The organism is Staphylococcus microti (assembly GCF_000934465.1).
GTDB classification, from domain to species: domain Bacteria; phylum Bacillota; class Bacilli; order Staphylococcales; family Staphylococcaceae; genus Staphylococcus; species Staphylococcus microti.
This window is the reverse complement of sequence record NZ_JXWY01000009.1, coordinates 69,445-88,603: the sequence shown is the minus strand read 5'-3', so window position 1 is coordinate 88,603 and position 19,159 is coordinate 69,445. Positions and strand designations below refer to the sequence as shown.

Annotated in this window: 25 protein-coding genes and 1 riboswitch; of the genes, 22 read left to right on the top strand and 3 right to left on the bottom strand. The window is 36.3% G+C overall.

The genetic code is table 11. The features are described 5' to 3' along the window. From TP70_RS02020 to gcvPB, 21 genes are all read left to right on the top strand, one after another. Positions 1–314, top strand: a 314-nt coding sequence (locus TP70_RS02020) for an RNA-guided endonuclease TnpB family protein (protein ID WP_084207629.1), incomplete at its 5' end; no start/stop codon positions are given. Positions 315–601: 287 nt separating this feature from the next. Beyond that, positions 602–1,201, top strand: coding sequence for a superoxide dismutase (locus tag TP70_RS02015; RefSeq protein ID WP_044358955.1), 600 nt, complete (start codon positions 602–604; stop codon positions 1,199–1,201). A gap of 182 nt (positions 1,202–1,383) precedes the next feature. Next, on the top strand, positions 1,384–3,420 hold the full coding sequence (locus TP70_RS02010) for a peptidoglycan D,D-transpeptidase FtsI family protein (RefSeq protein ID WP_044358963.1): 2,037 nt from the start codon (positions 1,384–1,386) through the stop codon (positions 3,418–3,420). A gap of 185 nt (positions 3,421–3,605) precedes the next feature. Continuing rightward, positions 3,606–3,755, top strand: a complete 150-nt coding sequence (gene rpmG, locus TP70_RS02005; protein WP_044358954.1) for a 50S ribosomal protein L33 — start codon at positions 3,606–3,608, stop codon at positions 3,753–3,755. Between the two features lie 598 nt (positions 3,756–4,353). Beyond that, positions 4,354–4,908: a 5-formyltetrahydrofolate cyclo-ligase gene (locus TP70_RS02000; RefSeq protein WP_044358953.1), complete on the top strand. Its 555-nt coding sequence runs from the start codon at positions 4,354–4,356 to the stop codon at positions 4,906–4,908. Position 4,909: 1 nt separating this feature from the next. Continuing rightward, on the top strand, positions 4,910–6,349 hold the full coding sequence (locus TP70_RS01995) for a rhomboid family protein (protein WP_044358952.1): 1,440 nt from the start codon (positions 4,910–4,912) through the stop codon (positions 6,347–6,349). Between the two features lies 1 nt (position 6,350). Then, positions 6,351–6,554 (top strand): YqgQ family protein, encoded by a 204-nt coding sequence (locus TP70_RS01990; protein ID WP_044358951.1) that lies wholly within the window; start codon positions 6,351–6,353, stop codon positions 6,552–6,554. Next, positions 6,551–7,531 carry an ROK family glucokinase gene (locus TP70_RS01985; protein ID WP_044358950.1) on the top strand — a complete coding sequence of 327 codons (981 nt, stop codon included), beginning with the start codon at positions 6,551–6,553 and terminating at the stop codon, positions 7,529–7,531. The genes TP70_RS01990 and TP70_RS01985 overlap by 4 nt, the downstream gene beginning before the upstream one ends. A gap of 7 nt (positions 7,532–7,538) precedes the next feature. Beyond that, on the top strand, positions 7,539–7,850 hold the full coding sequence (locus TP70_RS01980; protein ID WP_044358949.1) for an MTH1187 family thiamine-binding protein: 312 nt from the start codon (positions 7,539–7,541) through the stop codon (positions 7,848–7,850). Positions 7,851–7,872: 22 nt separating this feature from the next. Then, complete coding sequence (locus tag TP70_RS01975) at positions 7,873–8,496, top strand: MBL fold metallo-hydrolase (protein WP_044358947.1); 624 nt, start codon at positions 7,873–7,875, stop codon at positions 8,494–8,496. Between the two features lie 66 nt (positions 8,497–8,562). Next, positions 8,563–9,537: a competence type IV pilus ATPase ComGA gene (comGA, locus tag TP70_RS01970; protein ID WP_044358945.1), complete on the top strand. Its 975-nt coding sequence runs from the start codon at positions 8,563–8,565 to the stop codon at positions 9,535–9,537. Continuing rightward, positions 9,506–10,573: a competence type IV pilus assembly protein ComGB gene (gene comGB, locus TP70_RS01965; RefSeq protein WP_044358944.1), complete on the top strand. Its 1,068-nt coding sequence runs from the start codon at positions 9,506–9,508 to the stop codon at positions 10,571–10,573. Before comGA ends, comGB begins: the two co-directional genes overlap by 32 nt. Before the next feature lie 12 nt (positions 10,574–10,585). Further along, positions 10,586–10,906, top strand: a complete 321-nt coding sequence (comGC, locus tag TP70_RS01960) for a competence type IV pilus major pilin ComGC (protein WP_044358943.1) — start codon at positions 10,586–10,588, stop codon at positions 10,904–10,906. After that, on the top strand, positions 10,884–11,327 hold the full coding sequence (comGD, locus tag TP70_RS01955; protein WP_044358942.1) for a competence type IV pilus minor pilin ComGD: 444 nt from the start codon (positions 10,884–10,886) through the stop codon (positions 11,325–11,327). The genes comGC and comGD overlap by 23 nt, the downstream gene beginning before the upstream one ends. After that, a complete protein-coding gene (locus TP70_RS12150) occupies positions 11,324–11,617 on the top strand; it encodes a prepilin-type N-terminal cleavage/methylation domain-containing protein (RefSeq protein WP_044358941.1) in 294 nt (97 codons plus the stop codon). Before comGD ends, TP70_RS12150 begins: the two co-directional genes overlap by 4 nt. Further along, on the top strand, positions 11,610–12,008 hold the full coding sequence (locus tag TP70_RS11750; protein ID WP_052502858.1) for a competence type IV pilus minor pilin ComGF: 399 nt from the start codon (positions 11,610–11,612) through the stop codon (positions 12,006–12,008). Before TP70_RS12150 ends, TP70_RS11750 begins: the two co-directional genes overlap by 8 nt. Further along, the gene (locus TP70_RS12540) at positions 11,986–12,177 is read left to right on the top strand and encodes a hypothetical protein (protein ID WP_044358940.1); all 192 of its coding nucleotides are present in this window, start codon (positions 11,986–11,988) and stop codon (positions 12,175–12,177) included. Before TP70_RS11750 ends, TP70_RS12540 begins: the two co-directional genes overlap by 23 nt. After that, a complete protein-coding gene (locus tag TP70_RS01935; protein ID WP_240626991.1) occupies positions 12,174–12,698 on the top strand; it encodes a shikimate kinase in 525 nt (174 codons plus the stop codon). Before TP70_RS12540 ends, TP70_RS01935 begins: the two co-directional genes overlap by 4 nt. After that, positions 12,685–12,781: riboswitch (glycine riboswitch) on the top strand. It overlaps the preceding gene by 14 nt. Before the next feature lie 80 nt (positions 12,782–12,861). Continuing rightward, positions 12,862–13,953 (top strand): glycine cleavage system aminomethyltransferase GcvT, encoded by a 1,092-nt coding sequence (gcvT, locus tag TP70_RS01930; protein WP_044358939.1) that lies wholly within the window; start codon positions 12,862–12,864, stop codon positions 13,951–13,953. Positions 13,954–13,965: 12 nt separating this feature from the next. Beyond that, positions 13,966–15,315 (top strand): aminomethyl-transferring glycine dehydrogenase subunit GcvPA, encoded by a 1,350-nt coding sequence (gene gcvPA, locus TP70_RS01925; RefSeq protein ID WP_044358938.1) that lies wholly within the window; start codon positions 13,966–13,968, stop codon positions 15,313–15,315. Further along, entirely contained in the window at positions 15,305–16,780 is a 1,476-nt protein-coding gene (gene gcvPB / locus TP70_RS01920) for an aminomethyl-transferring glycine dehydrogenase subunit GcvPB (protein ID WP_044358937.1), read from the top strand. The genes gcvPA and gcvPB overlap by 11 nt, the downstream gene beginning before the upstream one ends. 67 nt (positions 16,781–16,847) lie before the next feature. Here gcvPB and TP70_RS01915 read toward each other — a convergent pair whose 3' ends face one another. After that, complete coding sequence (locus tag TP70_RS01915) at positions 16,848–17,234, bottom strand: rhodanese-like domain-containing protein (protein ID WP_044358936.1); 387 nt, start codon at positions 17,232–17,234, stop codon at positions 16,848–16,850. 127 nt (positions 17,235–17,361) lie between these two features. Between TP70_RS01915 and TP70_RS01910 the strand changes: the two genes are divergently transcribed. After that, complete coding sequence (locus TP70_RS01910; protein WP_044358934.1) at positions 17,362–18,192, top strand: lipoate--protein ligase family protein; 831 nt, start codon at positions 17,362–17,364, stop codon at positions 18,190–18,192. Positions 18,193–18,252: 60 nt separating this feature from the next. On the opposite strand, the gene TP70_RS01905 is transcribed toward TP70_RS01910, so the two are convergent. Both TP70_RS01905 and TP70_RS01900 read right to left on the bottom strand, forming a co-directional pair. Further along, a complete protein-coding gene (locus TP70_RS01905) occupies positions 18,253–18,483 on the bottom strand; it encodes an SA1362 family protein (RefSeq protein WP_044358933.1) in 231 nt (76 codons plus the stop codon). 15 nt (positions 18,484–18,498) lie between these two features. After that, positions 18,499–19,104: a hypothetical protein gene (locus tag TP70_RS01900; protein WP_044358931.1), complete on the bottom strand. Its 606-nt coding sequence runs from the start codon at positions 19,102–19,104 to the stop codon at positions 18,499–18,501. Between the last annotated feature and the right edge of the window lie 55 nt (positions 19,105–19,159).

The window sequence follows — 19,159 nt, the reverse complement described above, 5'->3', positions numbered from 1 at the left end:
TCTGTATTGAAGACTTAAACACAAAAGGTATGTTACGTAATCATAAATTGGCAAAAAGTATTTCTGATGTCTCTTGGTCTCGTTTTGTGACGCAATTACAATATAAGGCTGAATGGTACGGACGTAAAATCATTAAGGTAGATAAATGGTTTCCATCTAGTCAAATCTGTTCAAAATGTGGTCATAAAGACGACAAGAAGTCTCTTGAAATCCGAGAATGGACTTGTCCTGTTTGTCATACATACCATGATCGAGATATCAACGCTAGTAGAAATATATTGAACGAAGGTCTAAGAATAATGGCATTAGCTTAAGTAGCATCAAGAACCGTAGGAACTACGGGGATAGCTTGGTAAATAAGAGACACCGCTGTTAGCAAAGAAATAAACTAGCAAGTACGCTCTATTCCCAAGAAGCTCCCACTTCAAGCGTTAAAAACGCTATGTTTAGCTAAGTGGTGAGTAGTTCACGAAACTTCTATTGGTGCAATACATGAAGTACAGGTTGTTGAAATTTTGGCTTCATAAGCAGATTGATTGTAAGACGAACATAAGAATTGTTAGAATGTAACTGGAATCAACAATTAGGAGGATGATTAATTATGGCTTTCGAATTACCAAAATTACCTTACGCATACGATGCATTAGAACCACATTTCGATAAAGAAACAATGGAGATTCATCATACAAAGCATCATAACACTTATGTAACTAAGTTAAATGCTGCTGTTGAAGGTACTGAGTTTGAAAACAAATCTATCGAAGAACTTGTTGCAAACTTAAATGACGTACCTGAAGAAAAACGCACTGCTGTACGTAACAACGGTGGCGGTCACTTAAACCATTCATTATTCTGGCAATTACTTACACCTAACTCAGAAGAAAAAGGTGAAGTTGTTGAAAAAATCAATGAAAAATGGGGTAGCTTAGATAGCTTCAAACAAGAATTTGCTGACAAAGCTGCTGCTCGTTTCGGTTCTGGTTGGGCATGGTTAGTTGTAGACAATGGCGAATTAGCGATTGTAAGTACACCTAATCAAGATAACCCACTAACTGACGGTAAAACACCACTTTTAGGTCTTGATGTATGGGAACATGCATACTACCTTAAATACCAAAACAAACGTCCAGATTATATCAATGCGTTCTGGAACGTTGTAAACTGGGAAAAAGTAGACGAATTATATCAAGCAGCAAAATAATTAACCGTCTTAGTACAATTCACAGCGTGTAATGAATTTCATTGCACGTTGTTTTTTATTTATATCAAGCATTTCAATGGGGTTAAAAATTCTTTTAACTTTTTTCAATAAAATATTAGCCAAATAGCCGATTATCATATATCATTTTAAGAAGAAAACTGTGCGAATAGAGGTAGGTTGTGTTGTTAAAACGTTTAAAAGAAAAAACGAATGATGAAAAGATGCGCAATCAAATGAATAAGCGCATTAATTTTATTTTCGGCGTCATTATTTTTGCCTTTGTAGCAATTGTATTAAGGCTTGGCTACCTGCAGATTGCGCAAGGCTCACATTACAGTCAAATGATTCGTGAAAGTGAAAATGTCACAGTCAATGAATCTGTGCCAAGAGGTAGAATTTTAGACCGCAATGGTCGTGTCATCGTTGATAATGCCTCTAAAAAAGCGATTACATATACACGAGGCAAGAAAACAGATCAAGCAGAAATATTAGATACTGCGAAACAACTTTCAAAACTCATCAACATGGATACGAAAAAAATTACTGACCGTGATAAAAAAGACTTTTGGATCACACTTCATTCTGATGAAGCGCAAAAGCGTATGAAGAAAGAAGCTGTTCTTTATGAAAACGGCGATATTTCACAAGAAGATTATGATCAGAAATTACGCGATAAAATCACAGACAAAGATTTAAAAACGTTAAGTGATCATGATTTACAAGTACTAGCGATTTATCGTGAAATGATGCAAGGCAGTACATTAAGTCCAAGAACGATTAAAAATGAAAAAGTTTCAGACAAAGAATATGCTGCTGTATCTCAACACCTTTCTAAATTACCGGGTGTAAATACAACGATGGATTGGGATCGTAAATATCCTTATGACGATTCTTTAAGAGGCATTTTAGGCAGTGTTTCAACACCTGAAGAAGGATTACCTAAAGAGTTAACGAATTACTATTTATCAAAAGGCTACTCACGTAATGATCGTGTCGGAAAAGGCTATTTAGAACTTCAGTATGAAAGCATTTTGCGTGGTAAGAAAAAAGAAATGCGCTATACAACAGATAAGTCAGGTGCCATTATCGACTCTGAAGTTGTCAACAACGGGTCAAGAGGCGATGATTTAGTCTTAACGATCGACATGAAGTTACAGCAAAAAGCAGAAGAGTATCTTGAAAAAAATATTAGTAAGCTGCGTAGTGAAGGTGCCGTAAATATGGATTCAGCACTTTTAGTCGTTCAAGACCCAAATAACGGGGACATCTTAGCGCTTGCAGGTAAACAAATTGAAACAGATGGGACGTTAACAGACTTTGATATTGGAACATTTACGACACAATATACAGTCGGTTCTTCTATTAAAGGAGGTACGCTCCTTGCAGGGTATCAAAATAAAGTTATTAGCCCAGGTGATGTGCTTGTCGATGAACCGCTCACTTTCCAAGGCGGCTTAACAAAGCGCTCTTACTTCAATAAAAATAGCAGTCGACAAATTGATGATACGCAAGCATTAATGCATTCATCAAACGTATACATGTTTAAAACAGCATTGAAAATTGCGGGTATTGACTATTACCCAGGCATGCCACTTCCTGAAGATATTACAGTAGCTGGGCAAAAGTTACGTAAAGGTCTAAATCAAGTTGGACTTGGTGTGAAAACAGGTATTGATTTACCGAATGAAGTGACGGGTCAAATTGAACCTTTAAAAGACAATCCGGGTAACTATCTTGACTTAGCGATTGGTCAATATGATACGTATACACCGTTGCAACTAGCACAGTATGTGTCAACTATCGCTAACGGCGGCGACCGTATCCAACCACATATTGGTAAGGAAATACGCAAAGCGACGAGTAATGATGAGATTGGACCTGTGAAGCATAAAATCACAGGTAAAGTATTGAACCATGTGAACAATACGCCTAAGCAAATTAAGCAAATTAGAAAAGGATTTGATATGGCGTTTAATGAATCACAAGGTACAGGTTACCAAAGCTTTAGCAAAACGAAAGTACGTTCAGCAGGTAAAACCGGTACTGCAGAGGTCTTTCAAGATGGACAGCCACGTGTAAACTCAACATATGTTGGCTATGCACCAGCAGACGATCCGAAAATTGCTTTCTCCATTGTTTATACGAATCAGCCTGTTCCAGAACCATGGTTGAACGGTGGGGACTTAGGTCGCGACATTATCAACTATTACTTTAATTAGAACTTATAACTATTAAAGGCGTGCAATAGACATGTTCATTTAAACTGTCTGTTGCATGTCTTTTATTTTGCGACTAACTGGTACTTTATTTCTTGGTGTTCTATGTGAAATTAATACTTTTCAATTTAACAAGAAAATGATATGATAATAAAGTCGTATTTTGAAGAAAGATTAGGAGGGGTAATATGCGCGTAAACGTAACGCTTGCATGTACAGAATGTGGAGATCGTAATTATATCTCTACTAAAAATAAAAGAAATAACCCAGAACGTATCGAAATGAAAAAATTCTGTGCACGTGAAAATAAACAAACATTACATCGTGAAACAAAATAATCATGTAATCTTGGGCTAGAGCATACACTGTTCTAGTCTTTTTTATTTTTTAAGTCGTTTTAGAATACATCACATAGGGGCATGTGTCTTCTTTAATTTTGGTTTGTTCCTTTGAAATTATATAACTAAAAAGTAAGAACGCATATGTCATCTCACACCAAAAGATGCGAAAATCATTTTAGTAGGACTAAGATGACTACAAATTTATAGAAATAACACGCTATATTTTCCTACAATACAGTTGGAGAGCATTATTATACTACAAACAAATCGAAATTTGTTTTATAATATAATTTAAGCGACAGAATATTTTATCGCTAGTATAATTAATGATGAAAGAAGGGTTTCATAATGGCTGAGAAAAAAGGAAGCATTTCAGGACGCGTTGTTGAAACAGCTGAAGGTAAAATTAAAGGCACTGTTAAAGATACAACTAAGAAAAAATAATGACTGCGTATCAACCTATCATCGGCACTTTATATTCGTGTCCATGATAGGTTTTTATTTTGTCTTGAATTGATAGCGTTTGATTTTTGCGATATTCATGACACCACAACGACAGCACGTTATAATAGATATAAAATGGGAGATGGCATAAATGGTTAAAAAATCGTTAAGACAACAAATATTAAAGCGTATGCGAGAGATTGGCAATGTGCAAAAGGACGATGCGGATCAATGGCTACGAGCACAACTGTTTGCACACGAGAATTATAAAGCTGCACAAAAAATTGGTATTGTTTTATCAATGGCACATGAAGTCAATACGGATCCGATTATTATGCACATGTTACGCGATGGTAAACAAGTGTATGTGCCCGCGACAAATTACGCAACAAAAACGATGAACTTTCAAGCGATAAATGATTTATCACAAGTCGCTGTGGACGAGAAAGGCATTCGTTATGTTAACGCTGAAACAACAATTGATAATGCGTTAGACCTTGTCATCGTACCAGGTGTGGCTTTTAATAAAGAAGGCTATCGTATTGGCTATGGCGGTGGGTATTTTGATCGCTATTTAAACACATACGCTGTTAAAACGATAAGTTTAATTTATGATGTACAACTGTGTGAACAACTCCCGATTGAAGCACACGATCAACCGGTGCAACACCTTATAATTGCGAAAACTTCAAGATATGGAGGCTAATATGATAGACCAAAAAGATTTATGGAAAGCCAGTTATATATGGACACGCTATTATGGTTACACATGTGTCCATTATGACCAAGAAAGACAAGAAGTGTGGCTGGCAAATAAAGCGAAACAACGGGTTGCTATTTTTAAGTATGGTACTTACACCTCGCAATCATTAGAATTCGATAAGCAACGTGTGTTAGAGCACCAACTTCAAATTGATGATTATCTTAAAATGAGCGTTGAACGCTATGATGTTTATTTCTTCACAGACAAACCGTTCAATCAAGTAGGACTGAATGAACGTGAACCTGTACAGTTAAGATTTCATGCGATACAAGATTTAAAAATGCTCACAAAAAAAATGACGAATCCAATCGCCAAAAATCATCTTGTGATGCAAGATAAGAAAACGATAGATGCGTATAAAAAGCGTGTATTAAATCGAAATCCGATTGAGCGGGCGATGTATCGCTTTACACCTATGACGTACAGTTTAATTGCTATCAATATACTGATTTGGATCATCATTACATGGTTTTTACCACATGGTTCAGATATTGAAATTATTAACCTAGGTGCGCTGGCACATTTTAATGTTGTGCATGGCGAGTGGTATCGTTTAATTTCATCGATGTTTTTACACTTAGATATTGAACATTTAATTTTAAATATGATGTCACTTTATATTTTTGGTAAGCTTGTCGAAACCTACACAAGTTCATTAAAGATGCTGGGAATATACTTTGCATCAGGTATCACTGGCAATTTGTTTACACTTGCTTTAATGACGACAAGTCTTTCAATTGGCGCAAGTGGTGCCATCTTTGGTTTATTAGGGGCACTGATTGCATTATTAATGATCAGTAAAATGTATGACAGAAAAGCCATTTTTCAATTATTGATTGCAGCTGTCGTAATGGCCGTTATTTCAATACTTGTTCGTAATGTAAACATCGTTGCTCATTTAGGTGGTTTAATCGGTGGTATGCTCGCGGTTTATCTCGTCTATTTTTATGCAACATTTAAAAAAGGGTTCTACTGGTTATTAGGCTTGACAGTACTAGTAATAACGCTCTTATTAGTTAAAACTTTTATGACGCCTGATGAAAATATTTACAATCAAATTATTCAAGATCAGATGAAAAATGATCATTATAGTGAAGCAAAAGAAATGGTACAACAAACGATTGATAACGGTTATGCGGATGATATGACTTACTATTTATCTGGTATGATGATTGCTGCACAAGATTCCAAAGCAGAGGCTATCGCAGAATGGGAACGCGGTTTGCGATTATTTCCAAATTCTGTGCAACTTAACTATGTCATGGCCATTGCCAATCGATCGTTAGGCGATGAAAAAAATGCGAAAAAGTTTATTCAGAAAGCGGCAAAACTCGCGCCACAAAATGAAAGTGTTAAAATCTTAAAACGAGAGTTGGAAGATTAAAATGGAAACAAAGTTAAATAGTTTTTACGATGTACAACAGTTATTAAAAAAGTTTGGCTTTATTATTTATTTTGACGACAAAGCGGATATGTTGGAAATGATTGAGCAAGAGTTAACATCATTGTTCAAACATCAACTCATTTCAAGAGATGAATTCTTACAATGTCGTCATATTATTAACGAGAGAAGGTTGAACCGTTTATGAGTCAGAAATTAATTTTTGCAGTTGATATTGGAGGGACAACTTGTAAATTAGGCATCTTTGATCAACACTTAACACGTCTTCAAAAATGGGCAATCAAAACAGATACGTCTGATCCAACTGGTCGCAAATTACTAAAAAACGTATACGATGCTTTCGTTGAACAATGTAACATGTTAAATTATCATTTAGACGATGTAATCGGTATGGGCATCGGTGTACCAGGTCCCGTAAATTTTGAAAAAGGCATTGTTAATGGTGCCGTTAATTTAAACTGGCCGAGTAAAGTGAATGTTGCTCAGCTGATGAAAGAATTTGTCGATTTTCCAGTCATCGTCGACAATGATGCAAACATTGCTGCGTTAGGCGAAAAACATCTCGGTGCAGGTCAAGACGCAGATGATGTCGTCGCTATTACTTTAGGTACAGGCGTCGGTGGCGGCATTATTTCAAATGGCAAAATTGTACATGGACATAACGGTTCAGGTGCAGAATTAGGACACATTCGTGTGGACCATGATCAGCGCTTCGATTGTAATTGTGGTAAAGCAGGTTGTATTGAAACCGTCGCATCTGCAACAGGTGTCGTCAATCTTGTAAAATATTACCACCCGAAATTAACAATCCAATCTCAACTTTTACCACTTATTAAACAAGGAGACATCACTGCAAAAGATGTATTTGACGCTGCTAAAGTAGGCGATGCATTTAGTTTGTTTATCGTGGAAAGGATTGCACAATATATCGCTTATTTAGCGAGTATTTTAAGCGTAACGGTCAATCCAAAATATATTATTTTAGGCGGCGGTATGGCCGATGCAGGTCATATTTTAATAGAAAATGTTAAAACAGCATACCATCAACTTGCTTTTACACCTTCTCAAGAAAATACGGAAATCGTTTTAGCCTCATTAGGCAATGAAGCAGGTATCGTTGGTGCAGCTGGTTTAATAAAAACTTATATTTTAGAAGAGGAGTAGATAGAAAATGGCAATTGTAGATGTAGTCGTTATCCCAGTAGGAACTGAAGGACCAAGCGTAAGTAAATATATCGCAGAAATTCAAACAAAACTGGAAGAATATAAACAAGAAGGTAAAATCAACTACCAATTAACACCGATGAACACTTTGATTGAAGGGGACTTAAAAGATTTATTTGAAGTGATTCAAGCGATTCATGAGTTACCTTTCAATAAAGGTTTAGATCGCGTATGTACAAACATTCGCATCGATGATCGTCGTGACATCGAGCGTGAAATGAATGATAAATTAGCTTCTGTTCAAAAGCATTTAAAATAAGAAATTTGATTGGAGCATCATCATGAAACTATCTTATTTAACACTTGGATTTGTAGAGACTAATACGTATTTTATAGAAAATGATACGGAACTGTTACTCGTTGATCCAGCAGGTGAAGCGGATAAAATTTTAGCCGAAATTTCAGCTATTAATAAGCCATTAATTGGCATTTTACTAACACATGCGCACTTTGATCATATCGCTGCGTTAGATGCTGTTTTAGAAAAATATCATGTGCCAGTGTATATTCATCCCGAAGAAGTTGACTTTTTAACAGACCCTCATAAAAATGGTTCTGCAAAGTTCCGTGCGCATGGCTTACCGATTATTACAAGCCAAGCACAGCCTGAACTATTAGAGGAAGGCGCTTTTCAAATCGGGTCATTCTCAATGAATGTATTGCATACACCAGGGCATTCGCCGGGCAGTTTGTCGTATGTGTTTGATGACTTTGCGGTTGTTGGCGATACGCTGTTTAATAATGGCATTGGTCGTACTGATTTATATCGCGGTGATTACGAAACACTTATCGACTCAATTAAAGATAAGCTGTTCGACTTGGATGAGACATTGCCAATTTATCCAGGGCATGGCCCATCAACAACAGTTGAAGCCGAGTATTTGAATCCGTTCTTAAATGGTTAAAATTTTTCACAACAAAAAAGTAATCATATCATCTCTTGCATGTATATATGTAAGAGGTGATTTTTTATGCAGTTTTTATTAGACACTGTCTTACAACACGCTTTAAGTGAAAAGGCTTCTGACGTTCATTTTATTCCCACCCCCGAACATGTCGAAGTGAAATTACGTGTAAAAGACCAATTAAAGACCTATGACACGTTGAATTTAGAAACGTATCAACGCTTGCTCACACTCCTTAAATTTCAAGCAGGGTTAGATGTCTCATCACGGCACCGTGCACAAAGCGGTCGATACATCTATCATTACAAAGATTTGTATTACTTACGTGTATCGACACTTCCTTTGAATTTAGGGACAGAAAGTTGTGTCGTGCGTATAACCCCACAGTATTTTCAAAACAGTTCACTCAAAAGTACTACAGACATTTGCAGTATTATGGAGAAGAAGCAAGGATTAATTTTATTTAGTGGGCCTACTGGTGCCGGAAAAAGTACATTAATGTATCAAATGGTACTTTATGCCAAACAAGCGCTTAATCTCAATATCATCACGATTGAGGATCCGGTAGAACAATTGCTCAACGGCGTCACCCAAATTTCAGTCAATGAAAAAGCAGACATCACATATAGTGCTTCTTTAAAAGCCATATTACGCTGTGATCCCGATGTTATTTTAATCGGAGAGATTCGAGATGCCAGCATTGCACGCGAAGTGATTCAAGCAAGTTTGAGCGGTCATCTCGTATTATCAACCATACACGCAAATGATTGCCAAGGTGTACTGTTGCGGCTCATTGAAATGGGCATCTCAAATCAAGACTTATTACAGGCGATTAATTTAATTATTAATCAACGTTTAATTACGACGACTTCACAGCAACGTGAGCTTGTCTATGAAACAATGCTTCACGACGATATTACGCACTTTCTAACAAATGATTTTCAGTTACCAGATACCTTTACATCTTTGGCTGATAAGCTTAGTTTACTGAAACAAGAGGGGGTTATTGATGCAGCAACACTTCGCAAATATCAAAAATAGAAAGACGCTTACTCATATTAAATCAAATCATTTATTGATTATTGATCGTACGAATCAATTACTGCAACATGGCTTTACTTTTATTGAAGCCATAGAATTTGTCTATGCACAGCTTCAAATTACAGATACAGCTTTTAACGAAAAGTTCCATCAAACAATACAAAATGGCGCCTCATGTTATGAAATTTTTAAATTATTGAAGTATCCACAAACCATTCTGATGCAACTTTACTTTGCCGAACAGTATAGCGAACTCACGACAACACTTACACAATGTTATCGCTATTATGAGAAACATAAGAAACTCAAAGCACAATTTATTAAAGCTGTACAATACCCCATTTTACTTCTTTTCATTTTTCTTAGTCTTATTATCACACTCAATGCTACCGTGCTACCAGAATTTGAACATATGTATGAGACCATGGCGATTCAACGCTCTTTTTTACAATCTTCATTAAAGTTTTTTATCGCAAACTTTCCAATCGCTTTTTTGGGTTTCACGCTTATCATTGTTTTGCTTATTTATTTGTTCCAACGTTGGTTGTACAAACAGCCTATGCATCAACAAATTAGTATCTTAACGCACCTTCCCATTTTTCATAAATATTACCGCTTATTTGTAACGTACCAAATGTCACAGCAATTTGTACTCTTTTTCAAAAATGGGATTAAGCTCAATGATATTGTTCAAATTTATCTCAAGCAATCGGAAAGTCCATTTCTCACATACATTGGTGAAACATTAAAAAACCAAATTCAAAAGGGGGATAACTTTGCAAATATTTTATTGCACATCAATTGTTTTGAAAAAAATTTTATTACGTATATCGAACAAGGTGAGAAGCGCGATAAGTTAGATATTGAACTTATCGTTTACAGCAATTTTCTAATGGATCACATAGAATCATTTATTCATCGCCATATTAAATTGATACAACCTTTTATGTTTACAATGATTGGGTTACTCATCATGGCAGTTTACCTTGTTATGATGCTCCCCGTTTTCGAAATGATGCAATCTGTACAAAAATAGGAGTGATTAATTATGAAACAACTGTTTATCAAACTGCGCCAAAACAAAGCCTTTACATTAATTGAAATGCTACTTGTACTCCTCATCATCAGCGTTTTACTCATTCTAATTATCCCCAACATCGCTAAGCAATCGGATCACATTCAAAAAACAGGGTGTAAAGCACAAACACGACTTGTCGACAGTCAAATAAAAGCTTATACGCTTAAATTTAATCATAAACCAGATTCTATTGATGACCTTGTGAGAGAAGGCTACATTAAAGAAAATCAAAAAAACTGTAAGTCTGGCGAAACAATTACAATTCGAGATGGTGAAGCGGTTGCGTCATAGAGGCGGCTTTACACTCGTTGAAATGCTTATCGTGTTATCTATCATTTCTCTGTCACTATTTCTTTTGATCAGACATCCGATTCATATTTATACACCTCAAAATATTGATGATCAAATCAAACTTTTCACGAGTAAAATCGATTATTATCAAGCACTTGCAATTAAAAAGAAAAAAAACGTACTCATTGCTTTTCGACCAGGCAGTAATACCATTCGGGTTGAGATTCAAAATCAGCAAGGAGATCGTATCATGTCACTTGCCCCTTTAAAATTAGAGCCGAGCAGTAACTTGGATTACATTGCATTTAATGCGAATGGTGACATTATGAAATTCGGTAGATTAAACTTTACGTATCAGCAACAACGCTTTTCCATCATTTTTCATATTGAACAAGGGAGGTATCGCATCGTCAAGCAATGAATCAAAACGGTTATACATTAATTGAAGCACTATTCGCTTTTTTCATCGTATCATTACTTAGTTTTTCCACACTGCCCATCTTGCACCAACTTGAAGTTACTTACGACAATATGAAAGAAGACTTAGCACTTCAACGAACTTTGTACTTTTATTTAAAAGAAAATAAATTAGAAGGGCGCATCCAACTTGATCAATTTGTCATCAATCGTACAACTGAGAACGTATGTATTACGAATGTACAAAGCAACAAAAACTACTGTCATCAACTCAAGCGGCTTCACAATGATTGAATCTCTCTTATCTTTGTATATACAATTACTTATTCTGACGTTAATTCCTATTCTCATTATGACGCTCATTCATTTTCGTGCAGCTTTTTTAGATGATCAAACATATCCCCATGAACTGATGGCAAGAGAAATAGGGCTTACTTTGCATCATCCAGATGTATCCAAAGTTAACATTTCACAAAACCAACTAGAAATTAAGCAAGGTCATACGACATATAGCTATCACGTTCAAAATTTAAAATTAGTCAAACAAGTCAATGGCAGAGGGAATATTACCGTATTGAATCAAGTCAAAAAAGCACAGTATTCAAAAATAGGACAGCATAATTTGAAAGTAACAATTACTTTTTGGGGAGGCGATACATGGATTGAAAAAGCATTTATTATTTAAGCATGGTTTTACATTACCGTTACTATTCATCATTTTTAGTGCCTATATTTTGTTCATCTCTTTCTTTATCACTGTTTATACTTTAAAATTAAATACATTAGATGCGTTATCAGATTATTACCAAAACGAAATTGATATTACGCTTCGTTCAAATGAGGTGAAACAGTGAAAAAGTTTAAAAAACCGCTTCTTTTAATTGGTTTTATGGGTGCAGGAAAATCCACTGTTGGTCAAGCTTTGGCTGAAAAGTATAAAGGCAAATTTATTGACCTTGATCGCTTGATTAGCGACTCAGAAGGCCGTAGCATTCCCGAAATTTTCGAACAAGACGGAGAATTCGGATTTCGCATACACGAATACAATTATTTGCAGCAAGCACTGGAAGATTACGATATTATAGCAACTGGTGGCGGTATTATTGCATTCGATAAGACATTCGAGTATCTTAAAACTGTCACTGCTCGTATCATTTGGTTAGATGCCCCGTTCTCCAAATTGTATGAACGCATCAAAAATGATAGCAATCGACCAAACGCTCAAAAGGGCGATGAGTCGGCAGTAAAAAACTTGTATTTATCGCGACTTTCACGATATAATGAAATCGCATTCATTAAGATAACAACGAAAGACACACTTACACAGACACTTAGTGAAATTGAAAATGTATTGTTTGCGAATGATCAACATTAGAGAGAATGGCTACGTGTCATCGCCGAAGGAGCAAATAATGATGTCATTATGAAACTCTCAGGCAAAAGGATAATGTTGTGACGCATTCCTGAAGGTATCTCAACAGGGACGTATTTTGTAATAGAAATATGTCTCTGTTTTATTATTTATAGGAGGGTATGTTATGACACAAGAGTTAAAACAAACACCATTGTATCAAGAATATGTTGATGCTGGTGCAAAAATTGTAGAGTTTGGTGGCTGGGCAATGCCCGTACAATTCTCAAGTATTAAAGAGGAACATAACGCTGTACGTTCCAAAGTTGGCTTATTTGATGTCAGCCATATGGGGGAAATTCTTATTGAAGGGGAACAAGCACTAGAATTAGTTCAATATGTACTCTCAAATGATACAGATTTACTAACGGATGAAAAAGCACAGTATACATGTTTGTGTAATGAACAAGGTGGTGTCATTGACGATCTTGTTGCTTACAAACTTAGTGATCAAAAAGTGTTACTTGTTGTAAACGCAGCAAACACAGAAAAAGACTTTAATTGGATTGTAGACCACACGGAACAATTTGATGCAAAAGTAACAAACGTTTCATCTGAGTACGGTCAACTTGCGGTTCAAGGACCAGAAGCACGCAAACTGGTTCAAGACAACGTTGATGTTGACGTAACTGATATGACAATGTTTGAATTCAAGCAAAATGTTAATCTATTCGGAAAAACGGTTATCTTATCACAATCTGGCTACACAGGTGAAGACGGTTTCGAAGTATATTGTGCAAGCGAAGATGTCGTAGCACTATGGCAAGCATTTTTACAACACGGTGTAACACCATGTGGCTTAGGGGCACGTGATACGCTACGATTAGAAGCTGGATTACCACTACATGGGCAAGACTTGTCTGAAGACATCACACCGTATGAAGGTGGCGTTGCATTTGCTGCGAAACCTTTAATCGATGCAGATTTCATCGGAAAGTCAGTGCTTAAAAATCATAAAGAAAACGGTGCGCCAAGACGTACAGTCGGTCTTCGAATGATTGATAAAGGGATTCCAAGAACTGGGTATCCTATTCTTGATACAGATGGCAACGAAATCGGCGTTGTGACTTCTGGTACACAATCGCCATCTACAGGTCATGCGATTGGTTTAGGTTTGATTCAACGTGACGCTTTCGAAATGGGCAAAGAAGTCATTGTTCAAGTAAGAAAACGTCAAGTTAAAGCAAAAATTGTTAAGAAAAATCAAATTGAAAAATAAGGGGTGTAAGCATTGAGTCATCGTTATATTCCACTAACTGAAAAAGACGAAAAACAAATGCTAGAAACAATCGGTGTTAATTCTATCCAAGACTTATTCAGTGACGTTCCACAAAACGTTTTATTAGATAGAAATTTAGATATCGCTGATGCAGAACCAGAAACACAATTATTAAAACGTCTCAATAAAGTAGCAAGCAAAAACATTACAAAAGAAACACACACAAGCTTTTTAGGTGCAGGGGTGTATGATCACTACGCACCGTCTGTTGTGGACGCTATGATTTCACGTTCAGAGTTTTACACAGCATACACACCATATCAACCTGAAATTTCACAAGGGGAACTCCAAGCAATTTTTGAATTCCAAACAATGATTTGTGAATTAACAGGTATGGATGTTGCCAACTCATCTATGTATGATGGGATGACAAGTTTTGCGGAAGCTTGTTTATTAGCATGGGGTAAAACGAAAAAAACGAAAATTGTCGTTTCAAAAGGTTTGCACTATCAAGCATTACAAGTATTGCATACGTACGCTAATATTAGAGACCAATATGAAGTTGTAGAAGTCGATCTTGACGGTACAATTACAGATTTAGAAAAATTAAAAGCAGCTGTTGATGATGACACTGCTGCCGTTGCGGTTCAATATCCAAACTTCTTTGGCTCAATTGAAGATTTAGAAAAAATTAAGTCATTTGTAGAAGGTACAAAAGCCTTATTTATCGTCTATGCCAATCCGCTTGCACTTGGTTTATTAACCCCACCTGGCGAATTTGGTGCGGACATTGTTGTCGGTGATACACAAGTATTTGGTATTCCATCACAATTTGGTGGCCCACACTGTGGTTATTTCGCAACAACGAAAAAGTTAATGCGTAAAGTACCTGGACGTCTCGTTGGTCAAACACAAGATGACGAAGGAAACCGTGGCTTTGTTTTAACATTACAAGCACGTGAGCAACATATCCGTCGTGAAACAGCGACATCAAACATCTGTTCAAACCAAGCGTTAAATGCCCTCGCATCATCTATCGCTATGTCAGCTTTAGGTAAGCAAGGTTTACAAGATATCGCAGAACAAAATATGGAAAACGCCAACTATGCGAAAGATCAGTTTAAAGCACGTGGTTTCGAAGTATTAGACGGTATTTCATACAATGAGTTTGTCGTGAAGTTCGACCGACCTATTTCAGACATTAATAAAGCGTTATTAGACCACGAAATTATTGGTGGTTTTGACTTAAGTGTTGTCGACAAAGCATTTGAAAATCACATGCTTGTCGCTGTAACAGAATTACGTACGAAAGCTGAAATTGATCATTTTGTAGAGAAAGCAGGTGAACTTAATGGTAAGTAAATCAAGTCCATTAATTTTTGAACGTTCAAAGACAGGTCGCTATGCCTATTCATTACCTGAAAAAGAAATCGACAATGGCGTTGCGAAAAAATTGCTAGATGACAAGTTCATTCGTAAAAACAAAGCAGAGTTCCCTGAAGTATCGGAACTTGACCTTGTAAGACATTACACAGAGCTTTCTAACAAAAACTTCGGTGTTGATTCTGGATTCTATCCACTCGGCTCTTGTACGATGAAGTACAACCCGAAAATCAATGAAAAAGTAGCACGTATTGCTGGATTTACTGAATCACATCCATTACAAGAAGTTGATCAAGCACAAGGTTCTTTAGAGATTATTTATTCATTACAAGAAGAGTTAAAAGAAATTACAGGTATGGATGAAATTTCGTTACAACCAGCTGCCGGCGCGCATGGTGAGTGGACTGCATTGATGATTTTCAAAGCATATCATGTCAAAAATGGCGATACACAACGTGATGAAGTCATCGTTCCTGACTCTGCACACGGTACAAACCCTGCATCAGCTGTATTTGCTGGATTTAAAGTTGTTACAGTTAAATCTAATGAGCGCGGCGAAGTAGACATAGATCACTTAAAAGAATTAGTCAGTGACAAAACTGCTGCCATCATGTTAACAAATCCAAATACATTAGGTATTTTTGAAACAAATATTATGGAAATTCGTGATATCGTTCATGAAGCTGGCGGCCTTTTATATTATGATGGTGCTAACTTAAATGCCATTATGGATAAAGTACGTCCTGGCGACATGGGCTTTGACGCTGTGCACTTAAACTTGCATAAAACATTCACTGGTCCTCACGGTGGTGGTGGTCCGGGTTCAGGTCCAATCGGTGTTAAAAAGGCATTGCGTGAATTTTTACCGAAACCACTTGTCATTAAAAATGGCGATACGTTTGAATATGATAATTCTATGGAAAATTCAATCGGCCGTGTAAAACCGTTCTATGGTAACTTTGGTATTTATTTACGTGCCTACACATATATTCGCTCTATGGGTTATGAAGGCCTTAAAGAAGTTTCAGAAGCAGCTGTTCTTAATGCGAACTATATGAAAGCACGCTTGAAAGATACATTTGTCATTCCATTTGATCAATATTGTAAGCATGAATTTGTCTTAAGTGGTACGAAGCAGAAGAAACTTGGTGTTCGTACACTCGATATGGCAAAACGCTTATTAGACTTTGGCGTACACCCACCAACTGTGTACTTCCCATTAATTGTTGAAGAAGGTATGATGATTGAACCTACTGAAACAGAGTCTAAAGAAACGTTAGATTACTTCTGTGATGCGTTAATCCAAATCGCAAAAGAAGCAGAAGAAAATCCTGATATTGTGCTTGAAGCACCACATACAACGATTATTGATCGTTTGGATGAAACAACTGCTGCACGTAAACCTGTTCTAAAATTTGAAGGGTTAAAAGCTGAAAAAGCATAATAAATATTATACGCACTAAAAAACCTAGTGTTTCAGTAAATTTGTACTGAAGCACTAGGTTTTATCATTATTTTTTAGACTTTACTTTACCAGTCCATTTTTTATAGCCGCCCTTAAGCATGAACACCTCGTTATATCCTTTACGTTTAAGTGTTCTTGCCGCTCTATAACTTGCAATGCCATTCGCATCTACTAAATAAATTGGCTGATCTTTTCTTAAACCTTGAAAACGTTGGCGAAATACCGTCATTGGAATATTTCGAGCCCCGATAATGTGACCGTAATCATAATCAGCTTTTTCACGTAAGTCAATTACTTGTGCTTTACGTAAGCCTTGTTGAAATTCATCTTGATTTAATTCCTTAACAGCTCTTTTATTCAGAATGTACTGTATGACCATCCAAATAATAAGTGCGGCTAAAATAATTAAGACTATCCATGCCGTATTACTCATCTTGCATCCTCCCTCAAATACCGATATTATTATTATAAGACTGATATGATAAATTATCAAAATTTTTATGTTAAAATAACAACGAGTAAACTCATCATTATAATGAATTGATTTGGAGGCATTTACTGTGACAGAAACTTGGCATTTTATTAATACAGGAAGTCATGATCCATACTATAATATGGCCTTGGACGAAGCGTTACTCAATTTCGTCTCTCGCGGTGAAATTGATCCAGTTGTCCGCTTCTATACATGGTCACCACCGACATTGTCAATCGGTTATTTCCAACGTCTAGAACGTGAAATTAATATAGATAAAGTAAAAGAAAAAGGCTATGGCCTTGTAAGAAGACAAACGGGTGGACGTGGTGTGTTACACGACAAGGAGTTGACATATAGCGTCATCGTTCCTGAATCACATCCTGCGATGCCTCAAACAGTCACTGAGGCGTACCGTGTTATTTCAGCCGGCTTGTTAGAAGGCTTTAAAGCACTTGGTTTCGATGCATATTTTGCCATTCCACGCTCTAAAGAAGAACGTGAGAAACTAAAACAACCGAGAAGCTCTGTCTGTTTTGATGCACCAAGTTGGTACGAACTTGTCGTTGAAGGGAAGAAAATAGCAGGGAGTGCGCAAACACGTCAAAAAGGCGTTATTTTACAGCATGGTTCCATTCTTCAAGATGTAGACATTGACGATCTATTCGATATGTTTGTCTTCAAAAATGACCGCTTAAAAGATAAAATGAAAGCAGCCTTTGTAGAAAAAGCAATTGCTATTAATGATTTGAGTGACGATTACATCACGTTAGAGCAAATGGAAGAAGCTTTCAAAAAAGGATTCCAACAAGGCTTGAATATCGAATTCAAACCACTCGAACTAACAGCGTCACAATTAGAAGAAGTGAAGCAACTAGAAGAAAAATATCGCTCTCACGACTTTTTATATCGTAAATAATATGAAGAAGACAGCATACCAGCCGTTATTTGACTGATGTGCTGTCTTTTTATATACATACTATTTACGACGACGGTATTTCCATTTATTTTTCCACACCGCTTTTTTATATTTACGTTGATCTTCTGTAAGAAAGAAAAAGAAGTATAACGCATAAATCACACCGACAACGACGAGCATTGTAATAATCGTATTTGTAATACTTAATAAAAATGTATCTAAGTTCATGATTAAACCAACAAATGCAACAATCGCAATCAATGCAAAAATAATCTTTTGAAACGCACTCATATTATGTCACCTCTATTATTGTTCTGTTCCTTCAGCGGACGTTACTTTAATATTCACGAGTTCTTGACGTCCTTTCTGAATCATCTGCTCATCTTTTTTAGCATACCCTTTTCTAATCGTTTCTAACGCTTGATGAATTTTTTGTTGTAAGCTTTCGACTTCTTTATGCTTTTTTTTGACATTGTCATCTTTTTTTAGTACATCAAAATCTTCAGCATCATCTTTGTAGCGTTCGACAGCTAAGTCATGATCATCTATGACTGCATCAAGTTTGCCTAATACTTCTCGCTTTTTATCATTTTTAACAACATCTTTGTCTAACGCTTGATATGCGTTAATAATGCTTGTCACATCACTGTAGTATGCCGATGAAACTTCATAGTATTGTGCAATTTGATGATTCGTTTGTGCTTGTTTCGTATTTTTTGTGTCTTTTTCTAAAGCAGCTAATTGTTTTTCTTTTTTAGCATTTTCATTTTTCAAGGATTGATTGGTTAACTTCAATTCATGATTGTCTTCTTGCAACTCGGTGCTTTTTTCTTCTAAAGGTAGTAAATTTTGACTTCCACACGCTGTGAGTAGCACCATTGAACTGAAACTTAAAAATATAATCTTTTTCATTTTTAACTCCTGTTTTGATGTTTTACGCTATACAAGATACTATTTTAAGGTATCA